Origin of the sequence: Erysipelothrix aquatica, assembly GCF_009828825.1 — a bacterium.
Lineage (GTDB): Bacteria > Bacillota_I > Bacilli_A > Erysipelotrichales > Erysipelotrichaceae > Erysipelothrix > Erysipelothrix aquatica_A.
Genome location: NZ_WTTA01000002.1, coordinates 150,587 through 176,210 on the forward strand (window position 1 = coordinate 150,587; position 25,624 = coordinate 176,210).

Annotated in this window: 27 protein-coding genes; 5 read left to right on the top strand and 22 right to left on the bottom strand. The window is 39.6% G+C overall.

The genetic code is table 11. From position 1 onward, the window contains the following. Nucleotides 1-178 precede the first annotated feature (178 nt). The 9 genes from GVV22_RS03905 to GVV22_RS03945 form a co-directional block, all read right to left on the bottom strand. A complete protein-coding gene (locus tag GVV22_RS03905; protein WP_159648855.1) occupies nucleotides 179-970 on the bottom strand; it encodes an ABC transporter permease in 792 nt (263 codons plus the stop codon). Continuing rightward, the gene (locus GVV22_RS03910; RefSeq protein WP_159648856.1) at nucleotides 970-1,923 is read right to left on the bottom strand and encodes an ABC transporter ATP-binding protein; all 954 of its coding nucleotides are present in this window, start codon (nucleotides 1,921-1,923) and stop codon (nucleotides 970-972) included. The genes GVV22_RS03905 and GVV22_RS03910 overlap by 1 nt, the downstream gene beginning before the upstream one ends. A 150-nt stretch (nucleotides 1,924-2,073) precedes the next feature. Beyond that, complete coding sequence (locus tag GVV22_RS03915) at nucleotides 2,074-2,733, bottom strand: MBL fold metallo-hydrolase (RefSeq protein WP_159648857.1); 660 nt, start codon at nucleotides 2,731-2,733, stop codon at nucleotides 2,074-2,076. A gap of 6 nt (nucleotides 2,734-2,739) precedes the next feature. Continuing rightward, nucleotides 2,740-3,138, bottom strand: coding sequence for a hypothetical protein (locus GVV22_RS03920; protein ID WP_159648858.1), 399 nt, complete (start codon nucleotides 3,136-3,138; stop codon nucleotides 2,740-2,742). Between the two features lie 96 nt (nucleotides 3,139-3,234). After that, nucleotides 3,235-3,774 carry a hypothetical protein gene (locus GVV22_RS03925; RefSeq protein WP_159648859.1) on the bottom strand — a complete coding sequence of 180 codons (540 nt, stop codon included), beginning with the start codon at nucleotides 3,772-3,774 and terminating at the stop codon, nucleotides 3,235-3,237. An 86-nt stretch (nucleotides 3,775-3,860) separates the two neighbouring features. Continuing rightward, complete coding sequence (locus GVV22_RS03930; RefSeq protein WP_159648860.1) at nucleotides 3,861-5,051, bottom strand: hypothetical protein; 1,191 nt, start codon at nucleotides 5,049-5,051, stop codon at nucleotides 3,861-3,863. A gap of 39 nt (nucleotides 5,052-5,090) precedes the next feature. Further along, on the bottom strand, nucleotides 5,091-5,507 hold the full coding sequence (locus tag GVV22_RS03935; RefSeq protein ID WP_159648861.1) for a hypothetical protein: 417 nt from the start codon (nucleotides 5,505-5,507) through the stop codon (nucleotides 5,091-5,093). A gap of 86 nt (nucleotides 5,508-5,593) precedes the next feature. Next, entirely contained in the window at nucleotides 5,594-6,049 is a 456-nt protein-coding gene (locus tag GVV22_RS03940) for a GAF domain-containing protein (protein ID WP_159648862.1), read from the bottom strand. Nucleotides 6,050-6,060: 11 nt separating this feature from the next. Further along, nucleotides 6,061-6,528, bottom strand: a complete 468-nt coding sequence (locus GVV22_RS03945) for a GNAT family N-acetyltransferase (RefSeq protein ID WP_159648863.1) — start codon at nucleotides 6,526-6,528, stop codon at nucleotides 6,061-6,063. A 123-nt stretch (nucleotides 6,529-6,651) separates the two neighbouring features. Between GVV22_RS03945 and GVV22_RS03950 the strand changes: the two genes are divergently transcribed. Both GVV22_RS03950 and GVV22_RS03955 read left to right on the top strand, forming a co-directional pair. Continuing rightward, nucleotides 6,652-7,209, top strand: a complete 558-nt coding sequence (locus GVV22_RS03950) for a TetR/AcrR family transcriptional regulator (RefSeq protein WP_159648864.1) — start codon at nucleotides 6,652-6,654, stop codon at nucleotides 7,207-7,209. Nucleotides 7,210-7,383: 174 nt separating this feature from the next. Next, complete coding sequence (locus GVV22_RS03955) at nucleotides 7,384-9,180, top strand: oleate hydratase (RefSeq protein ID WP_159648865.1); 1,797 nt, start codon at nucleotides 7,384-7,386, stop codon at nucleotides 9,178-9,180. A gap of 61 nt (nucleotides 9,181-9,241) precedes the next feature. Here the strand turns inward: GVV22_RS03955 and GVV22_RS03960 are convergent, their stop codons facing one another. Continuing rightward, the gene (locus GVV22_RS03960; protein WP_159648866.1) at nucleotides 9,242-10,465 is read right to left on the bottom strand and encodes a cation:proton antiporter; all 1,224 of its coding nucleotides are present in this window, start codon (nucleotides 10,463-10,465) and stop codon (nucleotides 9,242-9,244) included. Between the two features lie 2 nt (nucleotides 10,466-10,467). Beyond that, nucleotides 10,468-11,073: a TetR/AcrR family transcriptional regulator gene (locus GVV22_RS03965; protein WP_159648867.1), complete on the bottom strand. Its 606-nt coding sequence runs from the start codon at nucleotides 11,071-11,073 to the stop codon at nucleotides 10,468-10,470. A gap of 350 nt (nucleotides 11,074-11,423) precedes the next feature. Here GVV22_RS03965 and GVV22_RS03970 point away from each other — a divergent pair, with 350 nt between their 5' ends. Beyond that, nucleotides 11,424-12,002 (top strand): pentapeptide repeat-containing protein, encoded by a 579-nt coding sequence (locus tag GVV22_RS03970; protein WP_159648868.1) that lies wholly within the window; start codon nucleotides 11,424-11,426, stop codon nucleotides 12,000-12,002. Here the strand turns inward: GVV22_RS03970 and GVV22_RS03975 are convergent. Continuing rightward, on the bottom strand, nucleotides 11,999-12,262 hold the full coding sequence (locus tag GVV22_RS03975) for a hypothetical protein (protein ID WP_159648869.1): 264 nt from the start codon (nucleotides 12,260-12,262) through the stop codon (nucleotides 11,999-12,001). The two genes, GVV22_RS03970 and GVV22_RS03975, sit on opposite strands and share 4 nt — an antisense overlap. 111 nt (nucleotides 12,263-12,373) lie before the next feature. Here GVV22_RS03975 and GVV22_RS03980 point away from each other — a divergent pair, with 111 nt between their 5' ends. Then, nucleotides 12,374-12,541, top strand: a complete 168-nt coding sequence (locus GVV22_RS03980) for a hypothetical protein (RefSeq protein ID WP_159648870.1) — start codon at nucleotides 12,374-12,376, stop codon at nucleotides 12,539-12,541. Nucleotides 12,542-12,619: 78 nt separating this feature from the next. Here the strand turns inward: GVV22_RS03980 and GVV22_RS03985 are convergent, their stop codons facing one another. From GVV22_RS03985 to GVV22_RS04010, 6 genes are read right to left on the bottom strand one after another with little or no spacing between them, the layout of a single operon-like run. Then, nucleotides 12,620-13,969 carry an FAD-dependent oxidoreductase gene (locus GVV22_RS03985; RefSeq protein WP_159648871.1) on the bottom strand — a complete coding sequence of 450 codons (1,350 nt, stop codon included), beginning with the start codon at nucleotides 13,967-13,969 and terminating at the stop codon, nucleotides 12,620-12,622. Nucleotides 13,970-13,972: 3 nt separating this feature from the next. After that, on the bottom strand, nucleotides 13,973-15,406 hold the full coding sequence (locus GVV22_RS03990; RefSeq protein ID WP_159648872.1) for a DUF4127 family protein: 1,434 nt from the start codon (nucleotides 15,404-15,406) through the stop codon (nucleotides 13,973-13,975). Continuing rightward, nucleotides 15,403-16,086 carry a hypothetical protein gene (locus GVV22_RS03995; protein WP_159648873.1) on the bottom strand — a complete coding sequence of 228 codons (684 nt, stop codon included), beginning with the start codon at nucleotides 16,084-16,086 and terminating at the stop codon, nucleotides 15,403-15,405. The genes GVV22_RS03990 and GVV22_RS03995 overlap by 4 nt, the downstream gene beginning before the upstream one ends. Beyond that, nucleotides 16,061-16,633 carry a hypothetical protein gene (locus tag GVV22_RS04000; RefSeq protein WP_159648874.1) on the bottom strand — a complete coding sequence of 191 codons (573 nt, stop codon included), beginning with the start codon at nucleotides 16,631-16,633 and terminating at the stop codon, nucleotides 16,061-16,063. Before GVV22_RS04000 ends, GVV22_RS03995 begins: the two co-directional genes overlap by 26 nt. Then, on the bottom strand, nucleotides 16,593-18,731 hold the full coding sequence (locus GVV22_RS04005) for a hydantoinase/oxoprolinase family protein (RefSeq protein WP_159648875.1): 2,139 nt from the start codon (nucleotides 18,729-18,731) through the stop codon (nucleotides 16,593-16,595). Before GVV22_RS04005 ends, GVV22_RS04000 begins: the two co-directional genes overlap by 41 nt. Nucleotides 18,732-18,755: 24 nt before the next feature. After that, nucleotides 18,756-20,135 (bottom strand): transporter, encoded by a 1,380-nt coding sequence (locus GVV22_RS04010; RefSeq protein WP_159648876.1) that lies wholly within the window; start codon nucleotides 20,133-20,135, stop codon nucleotides 18,756-18,758. A gap of 219 nt (nucleotides 20,136-20,354) precedes the next feature. Between GVV22_RS04010 and GVV22_RS04015 the strand changes: the two genes are divergently transcribed. Further along, the gene (locus GVV22_RS04015) at nucleotides 20,355-21,143 is read left to right on the top strand and encodes a MurR/RpiR family transcriptional regulator (protein WP_159648877.1); all 789 of its coding nucleotides are present in this window, start codon (nucleotides 20,355-20,357) and stop codon (nucleotides 21,141-21,143) included. Nucleotides 21,144-21,168: 25 nt separating this feature from the next. Here the strand turns inward: GVV22_RS04015 and yhfZ are convergent, their stop codons facing one another. From yhfZ to GVV22_RS04035, 4 genes are all read right to left on the bottom strand, one after another. Then, nucleotides 21,169-22,092: a GntR family transcriptional regulator YhfZ gene (gene yhfZ / locus GVV22_RS04020; RefSeq protein WP_159648878.1), complete on the bottom strand. Its 924-nt coding sequence runs from the start codon at nucleotides 22,090-22,092 to the stop codon at nucleotides 21,169-21,171. 69 nt (nucleotides 22,093-22,161) lie between these two features. After that, on the bottom strand, nucleotides 22,162-23,379 hold the full coding sequence (locus GVV22_RS04025; RefSeq protein ID WP_159648879.1) for a phosphopentomutase: 1,218 nt from the start codon (nucleotides 23,377-23,379) through the stop codon (nucleotides 22,162-22,164). Beyond that, nucleotides 23,372-24,526, bottom strand: a complete 1,155-nt coding sequence (locus GVV22_RS04030) for an alanine racemase (protein WP_159648880.1) — start codon at nucleotides 24,524-24,526, stop codon at nucleotides 23,372-23,374. The genes GVV22_RS04025 and GVV22_RS04030 overlap by 8 nt, the downstream gene beginning before the upstream one ends. After that, nucleotides 24,517-25,623 (bottom strand): aminotransferase class V-fold PLP-dependent enzyme, encoded by a 1,107-nt coding sequence (locus tag GVV22_RS04035; RefSeq protein ID WP_159648881.1) that lies wholly within the window; start codon nucleotides 25,621-25,623, stop codon nucleotides 24,517-24,519. Before GVV22_RS04035 ends, GVV22_RS04030 begins: the two co-directional genes overlap by 10 nt. Nucleotide 25,624: the final 1 nt, after the last annotated feature.

The window sequence follows — 25,624 nt, forward strand, 5'->3', positions numbered from 1 at the left end:
GTACGACTCGGCAGTCTTCCGGATGTGTTCTTCCCGTATTCTAGCACACTGACATCATATGTCAATATTATCGTGCGAACGCATACTCGATAAACAAAAGCACTTACCGCGGGGAAAGTAAGTGCCTTCATATTAGATTTAGACTGATAAATCGAGAATCAGGAAAGATATAGTCATGTTAGTTTTGTGCTAAACGCATGAAGCGTTTAAAGCCAACATAACCCATTATTATTGTGAATACAACCATACCCAGCACACTAAACATAAGGGGCATAGACGCTCCATCCACATACATCAATGCTCGAAGTGCTTCGTTAATATACACAAGCGGGTTTACAAGGACAAGCATTTGAAATACTGGTAATGTTGACAATGCATCCCATGTAAAGAAGATTGCTCCTGTAAATACCATAGGCATTAAGAATCCTGGGAACATCGCAGCCATTTGCATTGGTTTCACGATTGTTCCTACTAACAACCCAAGTGTTGCGGATGCAAATGATGCAAGAATCAAAACACCGATAAGTCCAATGATTTGTCCGAATGTGAAGGAGAAGGCAAGGGATTCGTTCATGAATATGAGTGAAATTGGTAGTACGATTAACGCACCAATCCATGATTCGATGATACCAACAATCATTTTCGCTATCGCAATGTATCGTGTATCAATTGGTGCTTGAAGACGGTCTTCAATTTCTCGGGAATTATTGAAGTCCATTGTTAAGGGAACTGCAGTACCATGGATACCTGTAAGGAGTAAACTCATTCCAACCATACCAGGGAACATATACTGTGGAAAGTCTGCGGATACGACACCGATTTTAGGGAGCACATATCCATAAATTAAGATAAGAATAAATGGTAACATCCCAACTCTAAATATAAATTCATATTTGTCACGGGACTGAATCACTAAGTCACGTTTGACCATTGTTGTGATAATTTGACGATTCCTAATTTTTGTTTCCATTATTTTGCTCCTTTTGTTGTTAAGTGTACAAAGACATCATCCAAAGTAATGCTGCTAAGGTTGAAGGAACGCATTTTTAAGTGGTTCTTGTTAATCCACTCAAGGACAGCTTCTGATGCTGCGGGTTTGTCTTCAAGATAGAGTGTTAAGCTCGTTGGCGATGTTTCAGATGCTGAACTGACTTCGGGTAGGTCAGCTAATGCATCTTTGAGTGTTTGCTCAATCGTTTCAAACTCAACGTTGATAATCTGGTTACCAGGTGTTAATTGCTTCAATTCTGCCGAGGTACCAATCGCTTGGATGACACCATTACTGAATATCGCAATACGATCTGAGAATCGTTCGGGTTCTTCCATATAGTGTGTTGTCAAGAACACTGTTATTCCCTCACGATTTAGTTCCAACATTTCTTCCCATAAAATTTCACGGTATGCTGGATCAAGACCTGTAGTTGGTTCATCTAAAAATGATACTTCTGGCTTGTGAACCATAGCTCTTGAAATCTTCAAGCGTTGTGCCATCCCACCTGAGAAACTCTTCACGTATTCGTGTTGCCAATCTTTAAGTGCGAATTTTTCCAATAAGAAATCCGCACGAGATTCAGCATCTTTGCGACTCATTCCGAAGTACAACGCATGGTAGATGAGATTTTCACGTGCAGTGAGACCTCGATCTAAATTCTTGTGTTGTGCCACGATACCAATTTTGCTTCGTGCTTCGATTGCGTTAAGACGCAATGGCTTGCCGTCAATGAACACGTGTCCATCGGTAATCTCTTTTTGTGTCGTCAGCATGCCAATTGTTGTCGATTTTCCTGCTCCGTTTGGTCCTAAGAAACTAAAGATTTCTCCACGTTTCACTTCAAAGCTAATCCTTTTCACAGCTTCGAAGATTTCGCCATTCTTTTTGCGGTAGTGCTTCACGAGATCGCGTACTTCAATAATGTTGTCCATAACTTCCTCCAGTTGTTTACGTTTGTAAACACATCCGTAGATTACAAATGTAAACGTATTTTGTCAAGCTTTTTGGCAAATATTTCTAAAACTATTTTTTTCATAAAAAAAAAAAACACGAACTGAAGCGTCCGTGTTTTTCATAAGAATTTAACCATTGGATGTGTTCGCAATGCTTTCTTTAATTGCTTCAATGATGGTTGGCGGTGCTAAACCCATATGTCCTGAAACCATTGTCGCAATCTCAAAAGATGCATACTGGTTTAGCGTTACGATGTATGTTGAGACATCCAAATCTAAGTCAGGAACGATGTGTTCCTGGTCATCACCGAGATTATCTCCGACGTTAAGGACTTTCTCAATACGATCATAGACACTGATGCCATCCGCGGTATGACCTGGTGTATGAAATAGATAGATTCCATCATCTTCGAACTCATAATCTTGGGTAAATGTATCAGTTGGTAGACACTTTGGCGGCTGCATGCTTAAATAATCCGAAGCTTCTCTAACACGTGTATCCCACGAGTTACTAAGAATTATGGCCGTTTGCTGGTGTGCCATAATACAATCTGCAGGGATGGCATAATTACCCAAAACATGATCCCAATGATAATGTGTGTTAATGAGAACGAGTGGTTTTGAAAGTGTTGCTAAGATAGTCAACAAGGGCTCTAGTGAAACATGGTCAATACCGCTATCAATTAGATAGTTTCGATGTTCTCCTCGAATGAGATGAAGATATAAAGCCCATTCCGGGTACTGCCACTTGAATAATTGATGACGCTCACTAATAACAATCTGTTCCATCTTTCTTTATGCTTCTACTTTGTAGTTAAAGGTATACGTTTTGCAGACATTTCCTTTAGCTGCATAAACTGTTCCCTCGTAACTTCCAACATCAGCAGTATCGACAAAGCGGAACATCATATCTTGTGGTTCGTTCCCACATGGCACTTTATTGAAAGATGCTTCATCATAATCAGAGGCTTGTATATCGATGATTGACGCGACCGTAATTGTTGGTAAAGCAGGATCAAGGGTTTCACCTTCATCTTCAAATGATTTTTGACCAACTTTAAACGTTATATTATCTTTAAAGACGAGCTTAGGTTCCGGTTTCGGATTAACACGTTGCCATGTGAACCAGAAGCCTATACCGACGAGTGCAACTGCGATAACGATGGCGATGCTCTGTACTTGTTTCTTTTTCATGGTAATTCCTCCGTTTTTTATAGTCTAACAAAAAAATACTTGCGGTGCGAATTGCATTTTGAACCACGAATCGAATGTATGATTTGATGTGATATTTTACATTTTAGGACCGTGTTTTTGTATGATTGCGTCATACGTTTTGATAATCGCACGTCCTTCGTCGGTGATGACATAATTACGAAGTAAAAAAGACTGCTCCAATATCTCATCACTGACATTGTCACGAACACGATCCAACACATCTTGTTTCTTTCCTTTTTTGTCCAATTGATTTTCCGTTAAGATTCGTTTGAGCACTGGAATACTTAATGTATCCAAAGACTCTCTCGCACTTGCTTTGTATGCATACCCTTTACGAACGAGCAATTCTAAACTTTCATCGCTGTCGATACCATACTTATATTCGAAATAGTTAGGAATCATACTTTGTGAGTTGAATGTGCCCAAACCAATACGCCACAACATGATCACATCACCGGGTAAAAGTCCCTCTGGAAGACGCTCCATATTTTTCTTTTCGACTTTGGAATAAGGAAATTCTTCTGGATATTGTTCCCATCGCGCAAGATCTCGTTCAGGTGATATATACGGATACTCTGGATAATTATCATAGACTGGATGTTTAATTTTGGTCATGGTGTTTACCTCGCTTTATCCCTATTTTATCACATTGATTCACCACGACATCTTCTGATGCATGAAAAAACACACTAACATTGCTCTTAGTGTGTTCGAACTGATTTAACTTTTAATGATAGACGCTCCAACATGCCTGACTCGCGCATATAGGTTATCAAATGAATGCTTACACCAATCAATGCTATTCCCGCAAGAACCATCGTAATAACACCAAATTGGTAGGCAATTCCAAAGAATAATCCCGCAAGCAAGACCGTTTCTATCAAATATAGAGGTGGCGCAAGCATTTGATTCCGTCGTGAGACGAATTCCAATACCGCGACCGAAACAACGATAATTAGTGATACAACAGCATTAAACATTGGAACACTTATAAATTGGGCTACGCCTTTATTAATCGTATCATCGGTAAAACCATTGATTATCGCACCGACATCAAGAGACTCGACTCCAAATTGTTTTAAGACTGTATTCTCATCAACATATTCTGGAAGTTTCACACCAACATATGTCAACGGATCCTTAATTTTACTTGGAACTTTTAAAAGAATATGACCATCTTGATTGGGTGTAAAGTCTAAGACATAGGAGACGTGAAAGTTTTGCTTCATATCATTGACGACAACACGTGTCGTAACCAATCCAACACTCATAACCGCCATTACGGAAAATGTCGCGATAAGACCATTGCGCGTATACTTACGTGCACGTTCATGCGTCCACAGTTGACGCAAGTCAAAACGCCCTTCGCGATGAAGTCCATATAATAATGCAATAAATCCAGCAATCTCCAACGCGATTACCCAACGCATCACAGTATCTTTTTGCATCACTGTAGGGTTGGAAAACATCCGTGTTAAGAACATACTGTTTGGTGTTGTCATCCACATCGATATTAAGATAATGAGTGTGGTAACCGCTGCTAGAAGTGCATGATCATGCTTTACGATGTATCGTTTCATTATCATTACCACAATTTGAAAGATCACAAATGGAACGATAAAATATAAGGCATCTACCATGATTAATGGATTAAAAATCGATGTTACAAACTCTTTTAAATCAATGAGTTGTGTTGCTTTCGCATACGAATAGGCTAAGTTACCTACATAAGGTATACGATCAAAAATGGCCGTAAGTGCACGATAGAAAAGTGCTGAACTTGAGCCTATTAGTGTTACTGCCAATCCTATTCCCGCCACCATCGCTAATACCCAAAAACTATTAAATAACACATTTATCCGCTTAAACAGATAATTTTTCGAATCACTCATAACATCCCCCTGTCATGCACGTTCGTGCAATTTGAATGATTAAAGCACGTTGCGACTCATTGTATCTACTGTTGCTTTCGCATCGCGTAGACTCACACCATATTTATCAATAATATATTTAATAGCCCGAACTTTTTGCATTTCTTTGATGAGCCCTGCGACATATACTTTATCATCAGCATCCAACTCAAATGCACCTGTAAACTGTTGATTCGGACGTTGTTGATTTCGTTTCATCGCATTGAAATGCGATTGATTAAAATCTGACTTCTTTTCTTCGTGTGAGTGAAGATGACCATCATGAGTCGTTGTAAAACTAGTATGACTTGTAATGCCATCCGGTTTTATATTTTTTGAACGATCATATTCTACAAAAGCATCGTGCGATTCTCGTTTACGTGATAAAACTAATAATACAATAATTACCAGTAAAATCGCGATTAGTATCCATTCCATATCTAATCCCCCTTATAATTATAGTTTACATGATTGCTCGACGTAACGCACCTGCTACCTTTTATATTTCTTAAAAAATAGAGCCGTTAAATGGCATTTGTGTTTTCGAGATGTGCAAGAAGCGCATTCACGATTGCTTCCATCTCCTTTTCATCATCTGTGGTAAAACGATCCAGTTCGGGTGAATCGATGTCCAACACGCCAAAAGGTACCCCGTTTAAATACATCGGGACCACCAGTTCACTCATCGATGCTGCATCACAGGCAACATGACCTGGAAATGCGTGCACATCCGCAACATTCATTGTCTTATTTGCTTCCAGTGCAGCGGCACAAACCCCTTTTCCTGGATAAAGATGAACGCAAGCTGGTTTCCCTTGGAATGGTCCTAAAATTAAATGTTCGTCTTTAAACAGATAGAATCCTACCCAATTAATGCGGTCCATGTTCATGTTAATGAGTGCCGAAATATTTGCAAGATTGGCGATTAAATCTGTCTCATTTTCGAGTAATGCTTCTGCTTGTTTTGTAAGTAATGACATACTGACTCCTTTTAGACCTGTGTCTTTCTCATTTTATAATTAATCAAGTGGACTGTGCCTCGATTATGCTCTTGTTTGGTATAGATTTTATACCCTTTTCTTTCGAAAAAAGATACTGCACTTTTTGATGCATCTACTTCTAGTTTAGTTTGACTTGGTATTGTAGCTTCAAGTTCGGCGAGTAATTTACTGGCTATACCCTGGCTTTGATACCTTGAAGCTACGAACATCATATCAATATAGTAACCGTCGACAAGATTCGCAAACCCTACCACTTGCCTATCATGATACGCTACTACTGTGTGTGAGTTCTGAAATCGTTGATGCCAGCGTTCACGGTCAATATCCTCGAATCGTCCAGTCCAAGCATGGCGCTGAGTCGCATCATACTCTTGTTGGGTTGATTCGTGGACTGCATCAAAGAAAACACAAATCATTGACTCGAGCATATTTCGTTCATATTTTCTTAAATTTAGCATAGTTTATCCTTACCTTACTGAAATATGATTTAAGTGTACCATAATAACAAAGGTCCCCGCATTCTTTCATATTTTTTTAAGAAGCGGATGCTATAATTTAAGAACAATGGGAGGCGAAGGACCATGGCCCAACAATATACCAAGTGTCTCATTCGCGATGCGTTCATCTCGATGTTAAATGAGAAACCACTAAAAAAAATCACAGTTAAAGATATTGCTATCGCATGTCAAATAAACCGTAATGCCTTTTATTATCATTATAACGATGTCTATCAACTCCTCGAAGAAATTTTTGAAGATGAACTGAATGCCGTTATCCAAACCTATAATGACACATTATCATGGGAAGAAAGCTTTATTCTTGCCGCCACCTTTGCTTTGGAAAACAAAACCGCAATTTACCACGTGTACGATTCAATGCAACGTGATTTTTTACTCAACTATATTTATCGGGTTGCTGGTAATGTCATGGAACAATATGTTCACAATGCAAATGCTCAAATTGGGGCTAAAAAACGGGATGTTGACCTTATTTCCTCATTTTATCAATCAGCGCTTACAACGCTTGTTATTCGTTGGATTGAAACGGGGATGAAAGAAGATCCCCAAGAAGTTGTGGGCCGTATCGGATACTTGTTTGATGGCAACATCCAAAACTCATTAGAACGAAGTGCAAACTAGACACACTCACAAGAGTGCCTAGTTTTTATACAAAAAAGATGGACTGTCCGAAACTTAGACATCCATCTTTTTTTGTATAATGCGCCCTCCTTTTCAAGGGCGTAGACTATTTATGTAAGCAAGTTATAACGTCATATGGTTACGACGTTTCTTGCACAGAAAGAAGGAATTACAATGGAATTAAAAACACATGATCCTCGATTAATGTTAACCAACGGATCGTATCATTCACTCGTGAATGCACGAAAACCAATCGGCATCGAAGATAAGAGTGCTTATCTTATCGGTACCGGAATTGGTTCATTAGCAGCAGGATGCTTCCTCATCCGGGATGCACATATGGACGGGAGCAAGATTACTTTCCTTGAACAACTGGATTTACCAGGTGGCTCACTGGATGGAATCGTACGTCAAAACGCAGGATATGTTTCTCGTGGTGGACGTGAAATGGGTCACCATTTCGAAGTCTTGTGGAGTCTTTTTAGTTCACTCCCTTCAACCGAAGATCCAAGTGTGAGTGTACTCGACCACTTCTTCTATACAAACTATGATGATCCAAACTATAGCAATTGCCGGGTCACAAAGAACCAAGGAAAACGTTATGATAACGGCAAATTCAACCTCGGACAAAAACTCGCCAAAGAACTTGCTGAATTTGTAATGATGAGCGATGCTTCACTTGAAAATAAAACGATCGATGATGTTTTCTCAAAAGAATTACTTGCGAGTGATTTCTGGGTATACTGGCGCACGATGTTTGCATTTGAGAACTGGCACAGTGCCCTTGAAATGAAACTCTATATGAACCGTTTCATTCACCATGTTGATGGACTTCCAGATCTTTCAGCATTGCAATTTTCAGAACACGATCAATATACGTCATTTGTATTGCCAATGGTCAATTACTTGAAAGACCATGGCGCACAGTTTAGATATGGTGTCAATGTTGAGAATGTCGAATTTGATCTTAGCGACTCCCGAAAAGTAGCAAAAAAAATCGTTGCTTACGACAAAGCGGGTACCGACATCTCCATCGATTTAACGGAAGATGATTTCTTATTCATTACGAATGGATCAATGACGGAAGGATCAGGCTATGGTGACGATGATACACCTGCACCTTTTGAAACAGAAGCAAAAGGCGTTTGGACATTGTGGAAAAACATTGCTGCACAATCTACTGAATTTGGTCATCCTGAAAAATTCTGCAGTGACCCTGAAAAATCAAATTGGGAATCGTGTACCGTTACATGTCACGATGAGCGTGTTCCAAAATATATAGAAGCAATCACCAAACGTTCCCCTTATGGCGGAAAAGTCGTTACAGGGGGAATTGTATCCGCTGTTGATTCATCATGGCTCATGAGCTGGACAATCAACCGCCAAGGTCAATATATTGGCCAACCTGAAAATGATGTTGTAGTTTGGGTCTACGGACTATTCTCAGATGTCCCTGGGGATTTTATTAAGAAACCGATGCGTGATTGTACCGGTAAAGAAATTACAAAAGAATGGCTATACCACATTGGAGTTCCAGTTTACGACATTGATGAACTCGCTGAATCGTGTACTGCCGTTCCTGTCATGATGCCATTTATTACATCGCAATTCATGCCGCGGGCTACGGGCGATCGCCCCTACGTTGTTCCTAAAAATTCCGTAAACTTTGCGTTCCTTGGTCAATTCGCCGAAACGCTAGACGATCCAGGACGTGACACCGTCTTTACCATTGAGTATTCAGGACGTACCGCTATGGAAGCTGTCTATGTACTCGCAGGGGTTGAAAAAGGTGTTCCAGAGGTTTACAATTCTCGTTATGATTTGCGTTATCTCATGTATGGTGCCGTAAGTTTACTTGATGGTGAACAACCTGAACTTCCATTACCAAAACTTGTAAAACACCAAGCATTAAAGAAAATCAAAGATACGGATATTGAACTTATGCTTAAAGAGTATGGAATCATTGACTAGTCTTTATTTAAAAAATCTCGAACTATATATTCGAGATTTTTTTAGGTGTAATCGAGCTTGGCTATGCCTGAATTTCACCAGACATTTCAAAAGCTTTCTTCGCAACAATAACTGCGATGACTTCATTGATGACTGCAGCTGCAGCAATGGTTCCTTGAATAATCATGGCAGAATTTGGGTCAAATGGCAGAATTGTGGTTACAGCTATACCTGTAAATACCAAAGATACGCCCGAGTGTGGCAACAAGGTAAACCCAAGGTACTTTTGAACCGTTTTCGGCATCTGCATTAATGTTGCACCGGCTGTTGCTCCAAAATACTTTCCAATCGCCCGAGATACGATATAAACAACCGTAAAGAGTCCAGCACTAAAGATTAAATGGTAATCTAGCGGCATTCCCAAGTCCAAAATCACAAGAATTAAAGCTGTTCCAATGACTGGTGATAAGGACGTAAAGAGTGCTTCTTGTTTTGTTGTTTCGAGCATATTCGCAAATCCTGCTGCGAATGCCATCCCCAGCAACATAAAATTGACCAACGAATCTTTAAACACTACAACGTTCATGAATAATCCAACAGCTGTCACAAGTGCAACTGCGACCATAATAGCATAAAATGAATGCTGGTTATCTTTGATTTTTCGAAGAATATATCCCGTTCCAATGCCTAAAACTAATCCAATGGCAATTGGAACAACAATCATAATAAATAATGTAGTACCTAAAGACATTGAACTTGCACCACTTGAGGCACCTATTAAGGACACTGTCGTAAAGAAAATGATAATTCCAATAATATCATCAATTGCGGCGAGCGGTAAGAGTGTATCCGTAATTGGACCTTTTGTATTGAACTCTTTCACAATAGATAACGCAGGTGCTGGTGCAGTCGCTAAGGCAATAGAACCCATGACAATCGCGACATACAATGGAATCCCCATCATTTTAAACACAAGTGCAAATGCAGCCGATACTACAACAAATGTAACCAGTGACTGAATAATTGTCGTTACAATAACTGCTTTCCCAGATTCCTTTAATTTACTTATGATTAGTTCACTACCAATCATGACACCTACAAATGCTTCCAAGAAAGAAATCATGACATGGTAGCTATTCACATCCATGACAGCTTCATTTACAATACCTAACGCATGCGGTCCGACTGCCATGCCTGCAATTAACCACCCAAGAATTTCAGGCAAGCCCAGTTTCGCAACAAGTTTTCCGGTTACAACCGCTAAAGCAATCGCCACCACAAGTCTCGATAGTTCAATAATTCCCATCTTTATTGCCCTCTCTTAATCGTTCCAAACATCATCATGTTAATCACCAATTCAATATCTTTGAAGTGTTGATCAATATCGACTGAATCAATTTCATGAAATCTTGCATCAAATGCATCATTCACTACCAGATAGTATTCAAGTACATCTTCAATAGTTAATCCTTTTTCCAATGTTGCATGCTCCAATACCGTCCGAAAATAGTTTAAGTTAAAATCGAGAAGTTGTTGCTTTATACTTCGGATTGGTTCACGCAATTGTTCTGGAACATTGTAGCGCGTGTGAATAAACAGTCGTGAATGATCTGGATACTCTTTTCCAAATGCATAACGTGCATCTAGATATTGGCTTAAACCCTGTTCATAGTTTGATATTTTTTCAGTATGCTCCACAATATAGTGCATCATCAATTGATATGTTTCTTGGACACTTTCGAGATACAAAGCCTCCTTACTCTCAAAGTAGTGATAAAGATGCCCTTTACTAATGCCATTATTCTTACAGAATTGGTTCAGTGAAATTTCAGTATAGCTTCCCTGTGAAAACTCAAGGATTGCTGCATCAATAATTTCCTTTTTACTAATCTTCCCTTTTGGTGTTAGTGACATGTGACCTCCATAACAGACCAATTGGTCTGTTATTACTTTAACACGATGATTTGGCCTTTGCAAGTGACACCTGGGTGAAAAAACAATGGACCTTCATATCGTTACTTCCGCAATCTTCAGCCCTTGCAATTCCAAGAGCATTCGATAAATGTATGGACCTGTTCATGCGTCGTCACTTTTCGATTCTGCAGTGATAAAGAATTTATATTTTTATTATAGTGTGCATAAGTCCACTCCCTATTGATAATAATTGCAATCAGAAATATTTCCTGTTTTTGCTGCGACAAATCTCACTTGACACACCCCCAATTCCTTTGAGAAACTAGGGTTACTTTAGCGGAGGAACAACGATGAATTACATTGAAGATCAACACTTTACAGATATTGAGATGCGTGATGCATCACTCGATGATCAACGTTATATTGACTGTACTTTTGAAAACTGTAAGTTTGAGAATATTGAATTGAATAGTACCGTGCTACTCAACTGCACCTTTAAAAAATGTACGATTATTAATCCGACATCAAATTTTGGGGAAGTAAACAATGCCTCATTTGAAAATTGCAATCTCATCGGTGTTTCCTGGGGAATGTTTACTGGGCCAAGCAAGCATCGCCGCGTCTTGAACACAATCACGAATACGTTTATGAAGTATAATTCCTTCATCAACCTTTCGTTGAAGAAGCAACATTTTATGACGAACAATTTTCAAGGAAGTAGTTTCGATCTTTGTGAACTTACTGAAGCTTCATTTAGAGGGTGTTCTTTAGACGCCACAACGTTTACAAATTGCGACCTAAAAAAAGCTGATTTTAGAGATGCACGATCGTATATTGTCGACATATCAAGTAATCAGCTGAAAGGATCTAAATTTAGTTTTCCTGAGGCACTCACATTGTTAGAACAAACTGGCATCATTATCGACTAGTATCCGGCAAAAACAATAACTGTCGATTGAAATTCTGGTCCCATCGTCAGTTCGTCTGTAACTTGTAAAACATAAACATCAGAAGTTGGGGTGATTTGATCTGCTTTGCATTGCGTCAAAAACGCCTTTATGGGTCGTTCAAGGTCTTCTAGATCACAGGGCAATACCATGCCCACAATCGGTTGCATTTGACCTGACTTGTTTGTAGGTGTAAAGATGCGTGTGCAATCATTACTTAATGTGACACGAATCCCAATCATCTGTATAGATGTACCATTTAAACACCGGAATCATCAGGTTAAGCGCCATGAGCTCTTACGAACATTTTATGGATGTATAATAGAATCTAACTAGAGAGAGGTAGTTGTCGCATGAAAAACAAGTATGTGATCAGTGTTTTTGCAGTTATGATTGCCGATGTCGTCCTGTATATTTTGGGTGTGTTCGACCCTACAGATCCGCTTTCATATATTCTATATTTTATGGTTCCACTTATTGTATCGGTGCTCGCTTATGATCAAACAAAAAAACCACGTTAATCGTGGTTTTTTACATTCTTGAAAAAAGTCCGTGGTGATGCACGAACTTTTTTTTAATAGAGATGAATTAACGAACAACTATTGATCGCGATCAACAATTCCGCCCATTGCTTTAATATGTTGTTTAATGAGTGTGTAGTCCAACTCATGTGGATCTACCGCTTGAGCTGCTGACAATGCAGCAATGATTCCTGCTGATTGCCCCAATGCCATACAGGTTACACTCACACGACTGGCTGCGTGGGCTGCATGCGTTGCACTGATTGGACGTCCAACAACTATTAAGTTATCCACATTTTGAGGTAAACACATGTCCAAATCAATTTCAAAGTTTCGAACAATGTTTTCTTCAAGAAACTCCATGATTGATGAATCTGGAGAATGAATATCTATTGGATAACATCCAACAGCGATTGATTTCTCTTGTTTAGCACCGCTTAGTACATCATATTCTGTTAGTTGTTTTCGACCAACGATATGGACGGATTCGCGGACACCAATCTCTCCAACATCTTTGATGTATGCATCTTTAAATGCTGGAATTTCCGCTTTTAACCATTTGAATAGCGCCAATACTTGTTGGTGACCTTCAATGGTTGCTTGTTGCAATTCCTCCGGATTCAAACTTGAGAGATTCATGATTCGCGTTGTATTCATTCCGACTTCACCCTCTTGGACGCCTTCAAAGAATAAGAGACGGTCGCGTTGGATCGGGAACGTTTTGCTTGAACGAACTTCATCAAAGTAGCCTGAAATTGCAACATAATCCATGCGTTCACCGTTACGAATCGCATCGCTCACCGCAAAGTTATCGGGGTTCTTTGCAACGTCATCACGGACGCGTTCAAGATCCACATTGCCCACGTTAAAGCACATTGTCATCGGTTGACTTTTGTGATCAGACTCACGTCCGATATTGACAGCTTCACCACTCAATCGCGTAACATCAGCATCACCACTAGCATCAATAATAACGGCAGCACGATAGCGATTCATAGTTCCATATTCATTTAACGTGTTGATTGCTTGAATACGACTGCCCTCGCGTTCTACTGCAGTAACGCTTGTGCCGGTCACAATCTCAAGATTTGACTCAGCATACAATTTATTCGCTTGAATAATTTGCATTGCCTTAAAATCAACCGGTGTCAGCGAGTAGGCGAAATCAATGGGATCATCGACATGGCCTTTACTACCGCCAATAGCAATGAGTTCATCGATAATTTCTTGAGGAATCCCTCCTACAATTGGTGTTTTTGATTCACCAAGAAATGGTACAAGTGGTCCCACTAATGCATTGGTATTGGTCCCACCAAACGTTGTTTTTGACTCAACTAGGAGTGTTTTTGCGCCACTACGTGCGCTGGAGAGTGCGGCAATTACACCTGCACTACCTCCGCCAACAACAATTACATCATATGTTTTCATAAACTAAATCTCCTTCATGGCCACTTCAAAACTTCGACCCCATGGTAAATACGCTTGGAATTCAGGTGTATCTAAGAATGGGTACTTTTGTGCTGTATCGTTTAATAACGTCGTTAGATATTCATTAATGGTGTCACTATAATTCTCAGCCCACACATCAAATCCCATTTCACGCATTTTAGCATTCACCAGTAACCTAATGTCGCCCTGATAGAGGGCGTCATCGATCACTCGATGTTTGATATAAGTAGGGTTCGTGTCATAATACATCGCAATCACTAAATCAAGAACCAACGTTCCAATTGAATTACTACCTGTATTCCACGCACTGTATCCTTGTAGTGTTGCATCATCAAGTGTACTCAACAAACGGTCAAGACTGCGAATATCACCACCATTACCATATTGAACATCTAAAACAAACAATGCTTTGCCATTGTAACGTTTATAATAATCTAACTGCTCAGTAGTTAGCGTTGGTGTTGCGAGTTTCGGTTCAAATGCCAAATCAATGGTCCGACCTGTGGCTGGAAGTGTGAGAAACACATATGGTGTTTCAGTTTCAGTTGCACTCATATTTGCAACTTTAAAGGCACCTGCAATATTCTCAATAATTGTACGGTCTTCAAATTTAGCGATATACTTTGGGTCGACAAAAGTAACATCAACATTAAAATCCTTTGTATTCTGATTGAGATCTCGAGCGATCAAAAGAGCCACCATCTCGTCAGTACCATTTTTAATCGACACGCGATCTTGTAATGCATAGGCTTCGATCATAGTATGCAGTACTTCTTGTTCCCGAACGTGAAGTCCGAATTCATGCGTATCTTCTTGCACCAGTGAAACATAGTCAAGAATTCCCTCATTCGCTAAGTCTACGCACGCTTTATTAAAATGGTGATTGCGTTGACGTGCGGCCAAATAATCATTGAGGACGGCTTGGGGGATTCGTTGTGTCACAATTTGAAGTTGGTCTTCAAACTGTGGTTCATGGGCAACACGATGTACTAACTGAGAGTATTCAAAAAGATCTTCCCAGATTTGAAGTTGACTGGAATCGGTGACGGTTGTGGTGAGACGCACAATAACAGAGTACGCCAATATTTTAATATTGGGATTAAGGTGCTTCACCTCCCGAAGTGTGTGCAACAGTGCTTCATAATCTTCATGAGTCTTTGTGGTATCCATGGTCCGAGATTGCACCAATCCCCCAAAAAGTAACGCATCAATCGAAATAACCAGTGTATCCGCTTCAGCACAATGATCCAGTAAATACTTACGAATTGCTAGTGTATCGCCTGCATGGGTAAAGTGACCCAAATATGATTTGGGAACCATATCGATCTGAACATCGCGAATGTTTCGGGTCGCTTCAAGAATAAAGTCAGTATGACATGGGCGATCATCAATCGGTAAAATTAAAATTCGTTTCATAGTGCATCAATGGCTGCTCTAAATGATTTAATGGTTTCAACAAAGCCTTCATATTCGTTACCCGTAACAACTGCACCAATCATAATTGCTTTGAAGCCGAGATCCTTAATGTTTCCAAGTTCTTCAATTCGAACTTTCTTTTGTGTTGGTAATGCTGCTGGTATATCAATTGCATCAATAATTTGCTTATAATGGAGCAAATCTCGCATGTTCAATGGTTTGCCATAATCATCCGGATGGACGATGCTTAATTCAGCAACTTCAGCGCCAATTTGTGACCACATTTTGATTTCATCTAATGTGTATGCGTAGCTGCATGCAAACATCCGTGTCAATTTATCTTGATTCACAACTTGTGGTGTTGCATCGTGAAGGTATAGTGACAAGAACTCGAAATCGTAGGCTAACACATTTTTCAAATCATCATTAACAACTTCTGGACTTCCCCCTACAACAACCCCAACTGGGACGGGTGAGTTTGCAATTACTTTCTCAATAAATGCACGTTCTTGTGCGGCACTTCCAAAATCTGTTCCACTTGCATGATGATGAACATTAAGATGAATTTTCACTGCATCTGCACCATTTTCCCATGCTGCTTTTACATACTCATAGTCATTCTTAGGACAGCTGACTACCAATTTTAAACCTTCTTCATTGAGCAAATCGATAAATTTCATAATCTTGAACCCTCTCTTTTAAATACGTCGCTAGTGTTTCTTTTGTATACGAACCTTCATGAATGGCAATAACATACTCGGCAATACGTGGATGTACCGGACACCCACTTTGCAGTTGCGAGTAATAAATAGCAGATACTTCAGAAATGCAATGGCGTTGGCGATATTTTAATGCATCGTACCAGACACCTTGCATTTCGATAACGTGATACACTTCATGCATAAAATGCAGATTGTATGCTTGTTTTGCATCCATAATTTGTTCGTACTTTTGTAACCATTCGTTATTAATTGTGATTGTTTGAGTATTTGGATTGTATTGAGCGTGAACCGATGCGGGATCCGTATCGACCGTTTCAGTTCTAATATTTTGCGCATCAAGCAGTGCCGCTGGATCAATTTGTATCTGTTGGGTTACTGCTTCAGCAATCTGAGCCATTACGCGATTACTGTTTTGGGTCATATTCAACTCAAACCAGTAAATATAATCGGTTAAATCCTGAACCTTAACCTCTTCTTGTAACCAAGAATACAATGCGTTCATCATCTTCCAGTCCTTCCAAATCCATCCATGATATATCTTCAATTTGTTCTTTGTTCATAAGTCCTGAATAGTTGAATGTTCGGAACTTGGCAAACATATGTACCTCTGGAACTGTTTGTCCAGCATCACTAAAGGTTGAATACTCGTCCATGATGAACGCCATAACTTCTTTAAATTGTCCTTTTGTACCATAGACAATTTTTCCATTGGGACGTCTAAACTTCACAACGCCATCTTTAGTCAGGATAACTGCAGATGTTGTTTTTTTCTTGAAGAGTCCTAATGCGCGTTTTTCACTATGAGTCACTTCAACCCCAACAATACGTTCATTTTCAACAACAATGTTTGCTTCAGCCGTTTCATATCCGAGTGATTGGACCGCAATTTCTTTGAGTTTTGCATGCGATTGTACCACTACGGCAGCATCATTATTTTTTATTTCATTGGTACCGGATGCATTCGCAATTAAGACATTGTTCAAGGTATCCACTTCAATCGAAACTTCGATTGTCTCGCGCAGCGCGCCCATTTCTAACATTTTGTCGATAATGTCAGCACGAATTCGTTTAATATCATCTTCATTTGGATTGACAACACTGCGCTCAATTTGTTCCGTAATCATGGCTAATGCAACACCAATTGTGGAAATGTAAGGAGCATTATTCACAACCTTGCTCTTTAGGTCATACTTTTGACCTAAGTAGTGAGTAATAACGCCTGCACTTCCACCACCTCCGTAAAGCGTAATGAAAGAACGTTCAAGTTCATAGTCTGCAATGAGCTGTTCAATGATAGCCCAAATTTGTTCCGAAGCACGGTCCATACACTGTGTCGCGAGTGTTACTGGATCCATATTTAAATATTGTGCAAAAGCTTCCCATGCCTGGGTATATCCCTTGCTCGTAGCACATGAGTAATCTTCCGTATGAACACACTGCAGATAATTTGCAGCTCCTGCAACCGTAAATGCATACGTCTTACCCGTACTGTCTTCACAAACAACATAATCATCCGGATCCTTAGCCCGTGGTTGAATCCTTTTAATGGTAAAGGTCTCCCCTTCAGGAATATCGAAACACTCATAGGGTAAGTGCGCAAGGTGCGCCGATCGTGGTCCGACTACAATCCCTTGATTCGTGTGACGAATCATCGTACCACCGGCAATTGCGGTCGTTTGGACATCAACAGATTTCAAGTATGTTTTATGTCCACCAACACTGGCATTTTTAATCATAACTTGGCCATCTTTAATGACTGAAATATCGGTTGACGTTCCGCCAATTTCCAAGAAGACACCATCAGATATTTTTTCATGCATAATGGCACCTGCAACACCTGCTGCAAGGCCTGACAACATCGTCAAGATTGGACGCTTGCGAACTTCATCAATAGACATAACACCACCATCAGCACGCATAATCATCAAATCGCGTTTGATTCCTAAGTCTTTAATGACCTTTTCTGTCATGTCGGATGTTTCCATCATTTTGGGAATCAATGATCCGTTAACAACCGCCGTTCGGGTGCGCAATTTTAGTCCATAAAGTTGCGAAATTTGGAAACCACCAGTTGCATAAAAACCACGTTCTTGTGCAAGCTCGATGACGCGAATTTCATGTTCTGGATGTTCGATAGAAAATGCTTCGCTCGCAACAATAACTTCTGCACCTTTCGCAATCAACGTATCAATGGCTTGACCTATCGTCGAATCAGAAACTTCTGAAGACGGGATAAACTCATGAAAGACTTCCAAAAATTTATTGGGTGCAAGTTCAAGTTTTTCTACATTGGTTTCATTGCGAGCAGATGTACCATCACCCATCCCCACGATACCAATCCGCGCAACATCACCTTCTAATAAAGCATTCGTTGCTTGCGTTGTACCGTGCGAGATAAAGACAACATTTTCTGCATCAATGTGATACTCATCTAAGAGTTCACGCACAATGTTAATAATTCCTTTTGCAACACCTTCTTCACTATCATGAGTTGTCGGTGTCTTTTTCAATGCAATGACATCCATTGTTTCATTATCAATGACAACGGCATCGGTAAAAGTACCACCAACATCAATTCCAATTCTTACTTGTCTCTGATTCATATAAGCCTCTTTTCTAAAAAATTATTAGATTACCAATGGAATTTTTGCTACAAACACTGCATAACTTAAGATAAGCAATGACATAAGCATTCCATAGAGTAGTACCTCTTTTAAGATATCGTTCACATCCACGTTGACAAAGTCTGCAACCCAGATGTTTTGTGAGTTGGTTGGATCTCCAAATCCTTGCATATTTCCATTTGCGCGCAATGCCCAAATGATTGCCATTGGACTGAATCCTGCAGCACCAAACAATGCTGGTAAGGCACCCCCAATACCATAAGTATTTAAAGGTCCACGGTACAATGCAAGTAATGATCCTAAAGTAAACCCGATAACGTATGTTAGTGGATTTTGTAAGTATTGGACTAAGAATTTGATTGAAGGTCCGACAACCGTTTGTACTGTTTGGTATTGAACCCCTTTAATTAGGATTCCTAAACCAATCATTAATAAGATAACACCCGCAACATCTTGGGTTCCTTCAACAAAACTTTGCGTTACTAATTGGAATACATTTTTCGCTTTTGTTGTGAGAAGTAAGTAAATAATCCCGACAACAATCGCAATTTCAGCTGGAACAGCATATTTCATTAATTGAGCACCGATTAAAATCACAACCGGAACGACAGGTGCAAACATTGCGAGGGTTGAAACATTGTTGCCTTTACCACCGATGTTTGAGTCGGTTGTCCATGATTTAACGGATTTAGTGCCTTTGATATTTTTAAAGATGTAGATAAGCGGTACACAGAATGCAACAATGTAGATTGGTAATGACATTGAGATCAAGGCCTGTTGTGCTTGAGCTGCATTGTCTCCAAATGATGGTGCAAGTAACGGAATAAATGCAGAATAGTTCATTGGGTTAAAGACACCACCGGAACTAAATGAGAATAAGAAAATAGTCGCTGCATGCAATGGTTTAATACCTGCTGAAAGCATAATTGGTAAAATAATTGACCCAACCAAGATAATGCTTCCCAATCCCCCAATAGCCATGAAAATGACAGATACAACAACGTAGAATACTAATGCGAGCACGAGTGGGCGGTCCCCAGCATATTCAGCTGCAGTTTTAATAATCTTTTCAACAACATTTTGTTTCATTAACATTTTTGAAAATGCGGATGCAAAGATAACCGTAGCGATCGCTCCAGCCATCATTTTCACACCATCAGTAATAACAAAACTAAAGATACCTGGTGTCATTTTTTCGACGCCGTCGACCATAACGGGATAATCAAATAGCCCTGCCATTGGTACCACACCAATTGATGCAACCAAGGCAACGAGAAATCCCATCATTGGCAATGCAATAATTGTAGGGATTTTCTTTTTCATCATCATTGTGATGAAGAACACAATAATTCCGAAAATTAATAAAAGTCTAACTGTATCCATTTTTTCTCCTCCTTAATGGATTAGTGGTAGCGCTTACCATCTACGACAAATATATCAAATATTATAATTAATAAAACACATGCCCATACACTTGATAAAATTTACATCACTTTTCACCTATTTAGTGCGTACAATGCGGATTGATTTACACATATATTTATATTCTTGTAAATATTTACACAATTGTATATGATATTACTAACGAAAAGAGGACCCATTATGGACAATCTCATCTCATATTTGGAGTATAACTTATCCGAATTTACGCAATCCGAACAAATTATTGCACGTTTTTTCTTATCAAAAAAAGATTTGGAAAACACGGGAATTGTGGATGTATCTGAACGTCTTTTTGTATCCACCGCAACAATTAGTCGTTTCGTCAACAAAATTGGATTTGAAAACTATAAATCATTTTTATATGAGTTCCAAAAGTCACTGGAGTCCAATAAAAGTGATGGCATCGCCATCAATAGTGAAGCGCGAGATTTATGGAATGTCCACAACACTTACTATAAATCGTTATATGAAAGTGTTGCAACGATTGATTTGAATTACCTTGCAAATCGATTTATCAATAGCAAAATGATCTACACCTTTGGGTTTGGGAAAACACAAGAAACAACGAACATGATGATTTATCGGATTGAGAATCTAATCCAAAACATTCGTAGTATTCCTCACTTCGAACATCTTATGTACACACTTACGAACGTCATGAGTTATGAACACGTATTAGTCATCTTTTATCAACACGAGTATTTTCGCGACGACCTAGAGAAAATCATCATGATTGCGAAACAGCGGTTTGTTCCAATAATTGTTGTGACCTTGTCGGCTCAGGTTGACAATCAAAACTATGCTGAAGTCATCAAGCTTTATCCACATGAAGATGATACCGTGGTTAAGTATTCTACAACGATGTACACCCCATATCTTCTTTTTATTGATATGATGTACCTCGCCATCCAGCGGAAGAAAAATCAACAGCAGTTTAACTACGTATAAAAAAATAGCACTTCTCGTGCTATTTTTAGTAACTAGGAATCAATGTGCCATTAATAATATCTTGTTGGATCCGCGTAACGGCCTCGACACTAATTAGGGCATTCATGACCGCTCCTAACTCTTTTCGATTGCGATTAATAACGACTACCGCGATCCGGTTATCGTTATTCTTAAGATTGAGCGGAATGGTATTGAGCGCATTGAGTTCAATAGCACGGTCTTCTTCATTCCACACTGTTGCGTCAATAACGCCATTTTGAATAGACTCTATCAACTGATTATATTTAATTTCTACAAACTCCACATGCTTGCCTGCACATATTTCACGGACAAATGACGATTGATCGATGGAGTCATGATCAATCCCAATACGCATTCCATCCTCTATATCACGATACGAATCTTTCGAAAACAAAATTATATGACCGGATAAATAGCTTCGGTCAGAGAATTCTTTAATGATTTCAATGCTAGTATCGTGTTTTAGAAAGGCAAGGGCTGCATATTTTGACATGATTGCGAAATCATATCGACCATTAAGCATCATTTCAATCCGCTGTTGTGCACCACGCATATACGCCATATTGACAGGAATATTAAGCGTATTTTCCATCGTTGTTAATAAAGCGGTACTCAGCCCTTCGTAGGTTCGAGAATATGGCAGCGGCATAACCCCAACCAAAAATGAAATTCCAGCAAACTCGAGTAGCAACTTCAAATCTTTTTGAGATAAGTATGTTCCTAATTGTCCACGGGATTCTACCGCAATGGCACCACTATCTACCAACTGTTTAATTGCATTTTGAATTGTACCTCGGGCAACATCAATCATTTTTTCATACTCAGAAATTGTGAGAATTTTAGAACCAATATCTCTACTTATGAAGTCCTTTGCTAGATATTCAATTGCTAAGGCGTTTTTTGTCATCAATTTTCTTCTTGGTGTCATAAAACTTCCTTTCTTTAATATATTATAACAAATATGTTTGATGCTTCCTATGTTAAAAAAAGCACTTTCTCAGTGCTTTTCAATTTCAGTTAAGAAGGATAATCCAAACTCGATTTCTGTGCCAAAATAATCAGCAACAGTTTGACCAACATCCGCCATTGTTCGCCGCGTCCCGATATCTGTCAGACCTTCGTGACCGATTCGTTTAATGAGTAGTGGTACATTTTCCCGTGTATGTTTACTATGACCTATGGTCGGATCATTTCCATGATCCGCCATGACGACTAGAATATCTTCAGGTGTTAGTTTGGACATTAAAACACCCAGTCGCTCGTCTGCAATGTTTAAGACATCGATATAGCGTTCCGGATTTTCCCCGTGCCCCGCTAGGTCTGTTTCCTGGATGTTTAAGAAAAAGAAACCTTCATCATATGTATCCAAATCATTAATTAAGGCATTAAGTGTATCCGCAGTATCGACACACGGATAGTTTGTACCTAGTGGGTTGTGAACAATATTTTCAACCTTACCGTAGAAATGATTCTCAATTCCAATACGTGCAAGTGCAAGCGGTACCTGTTTGGTATGGTCCACACCATACCCAATATGCACAACATGATAGTTTGAGTCATAGACCCCAGAAGCTGGTGCATCAACACCAATAAACCCATCCTTCGTGATGATGTTTGCTTTAATGCGCTCAATCGTCACATCAGACCCACCAAAAGCAATTACACGAGGAACTTTAACATGGTTTCGGACAATATGTCCCACTTCTTGTATCATTTTGAATCCACAGGTATCCATCGCTCCCACAACATTAATCGCTTGTCCTAAATCCGTTTCCATATTATCGCCAATAATAATCATATTATTGACATTGAGAACTTGTAATCCATCCTGTTCAATGCGACTAACTTTAAATCCTGATGCTGTTAAGTCTTTTTCGATATCTTCCAAATGGATTTGAATGTGTGTAAACAGAGGTTTTTTAGGGTTTGTTCCGGATATTTCTTGGTGCCCAAAGTAGGAGTCAGCACCAAAATGTTTCAATTCACTCCGTCCAAAAATAGCATTCGAACTCTTCTCAAAGCCAATTACATCTATTTCTAATGCATTCATGAGTCCTAGACTTTGTAAATGAGGCCATGTCTTAGAGTAAGGATATTCAAGCAAATGAAGGCATGTATTCGAACCAATGTCATTCGGACGCACTTTCGCAACGTCGTCCATCGCACCAATTCCAAAACTATCCAAAACTACTACGATGAAGCGTTTCTTACTCATAAAGTTTCCCCAATCCATCATACACAGCCATGATGCGTGGTGAATTTGAATGAATGCCTTCAACAAGCGCAACTTTACTACGTGTCACGAACATTTGAAAACGAAAGGCCATGATAACCGTCGCACTCACTTCATGTTCATGTTCTAATTCAAAATAGTAGTCAATACTATCATCATCTACAGGAATCACTGTATCCATGACTTCAAGATCACGGTGATAAACAAGTGCATTTTTGACATGCGAACGACGATAATGTCCCCCGCCATAAGCATAGGCTTTATGTCTAAAATTATGTGAGACTTCACTTAGGTAAAGTACAGCTGGCAACTCTTCCAAATCACGATATGCGTGGGCTGGAGTGGTACCGGTTAATCCATGCCCTGGTTCGCCCATTGTCCCTTTTCCTTCAGCCATAATTTTTAATGTTGAGACCGAGGTTGTGGAAGGAACATTAATTTGCTTAATTTCAAGTCCTTGAGATTCCATCATCTCAGTTGCGGTAATGACAGTTTGATAGTTTGGTGTTGCGTGTGTCTTATGTGTTTGGGTGTCGTAAAGGTAACAGGGAAAAGCAGTAGCTCCAACAATACGAATATGCGTCATTTGTCGTGTCGCTGCTATGAATGCATCAAGTTCCGTTAAGTCTACCCCTGACATTTGACCGCTGTAATACAAATCATTTTCTGATGCCACTTTCACAATCACATCTTGGATCATTTCTAGTTTTTGTGCTGTTTCATTTATTTCTCTAACCTTATCCAAAGAAAAGACGGTAAAAACCTCAGTTCCATAGGCCATAACACGCTCAAGCATATGTTTGGGTGTTTGCACGAGATGACCAACATTTCCAAGAGGAATATTATGGCGCATCATAATTTCTGCTTCACGAAAATCTACAACGACCGCCCCGCGATAACCCATTGCGACAAGTTCTTGTCCAATTACGGGATTACGTCCCAATTGTTTGAGCATGAAGTACAAATCAATGTTTGAAGCAGAAGCCTCAGTGCGTATTTTTTGCGCATTTTGGCGTAAGATGTCCATATCGACAACGTAGGTATCTGGCTCTAATTGTCCTGCTTGGTGCATCTTCCGTACGGTATCTAAAAATTCAGGATTCCGGCGTTTTAAAACATCTATAAACATGATAACACCTGCTCAACTGCACTTTCTAAAATACGTAATACAGTTTCATGACCGCTACGCATTGGATTAATTCGAATCCAATATGCTTCAAATTGATCATCGGATTGAAGCATTGTTTTGGAAACGCGATAAAACATCGGAACTACTTCAAACTTACTTTCAGCCCCTACCGGATATGCTGCAGCACCTCGTTTTGCCGCTGCTTCCAGAACAGCCTTAGCGATCGGTTGATCAAAGCGAACACACACTACTTTTGACTGAGCATTCACGATGACAGCTTCCGCAACGCCTTTAAGACCGATTGTGTTGATGTGATTTGCAAGTGCTTCTATTTGCGTTGCCTGTATGGCAAGAGATACGGGGGCGTAAACTAACGAACGCATTGCATCCAATGCTTCGAATCCCTGAATTTGACTTCCCCCTGAATAATGAAATTTTCGTATCGTTTCGATGTATGCTTGGTTTCCAATCACACATCCGATACCTTGAGGACCCAATAGTTTAAACATTGAGAAACATGACAAATCAGCACCTAATTGTGCACCTGTAAAGGGCACTTTCATGACTGCATAATTATCATCGGTGATAACGACGCAATCAGGGCTAACATTCTTGATGGTTGTGATAACTTGCTTCATGTCGTAACTATCCGATAGTTGTTGGCGTGTGTACTGCACTAAGACTGTTTGAATCGTTGGGTTCTTTCGCAATGTCACTTCAAGTTCCTCTAAATCATTGAAGTTGCAGGATAGTGTTTGAACTCCAAGCATCTCAAAACTTGTGATGGTTGTGGAGTAAACTGGTGCCTCATGTACTAAAACCGTATCGTTCGCTTTCACGACACTTGCAAAGGCTTCTCGTATTGCTGCAGTTCCTGCACCGCGAACGAAACATGCATCTTCGACCCCAAAAAATTCTGCGAGAACGCGCTCTACTTTGCGAGTTGTTTCCGGTTGGTTCCCTGATGGATGAACCCCCAAGTCCCCTTGTTGTAGAATTTCATACCCATTAAAATATTTTGTAATGCTATCGACGAGTTTAAATTGCATTTTAGTCGCTGCTTCAAGATTCATACTTTGTAACGGAAATGCTTTCATG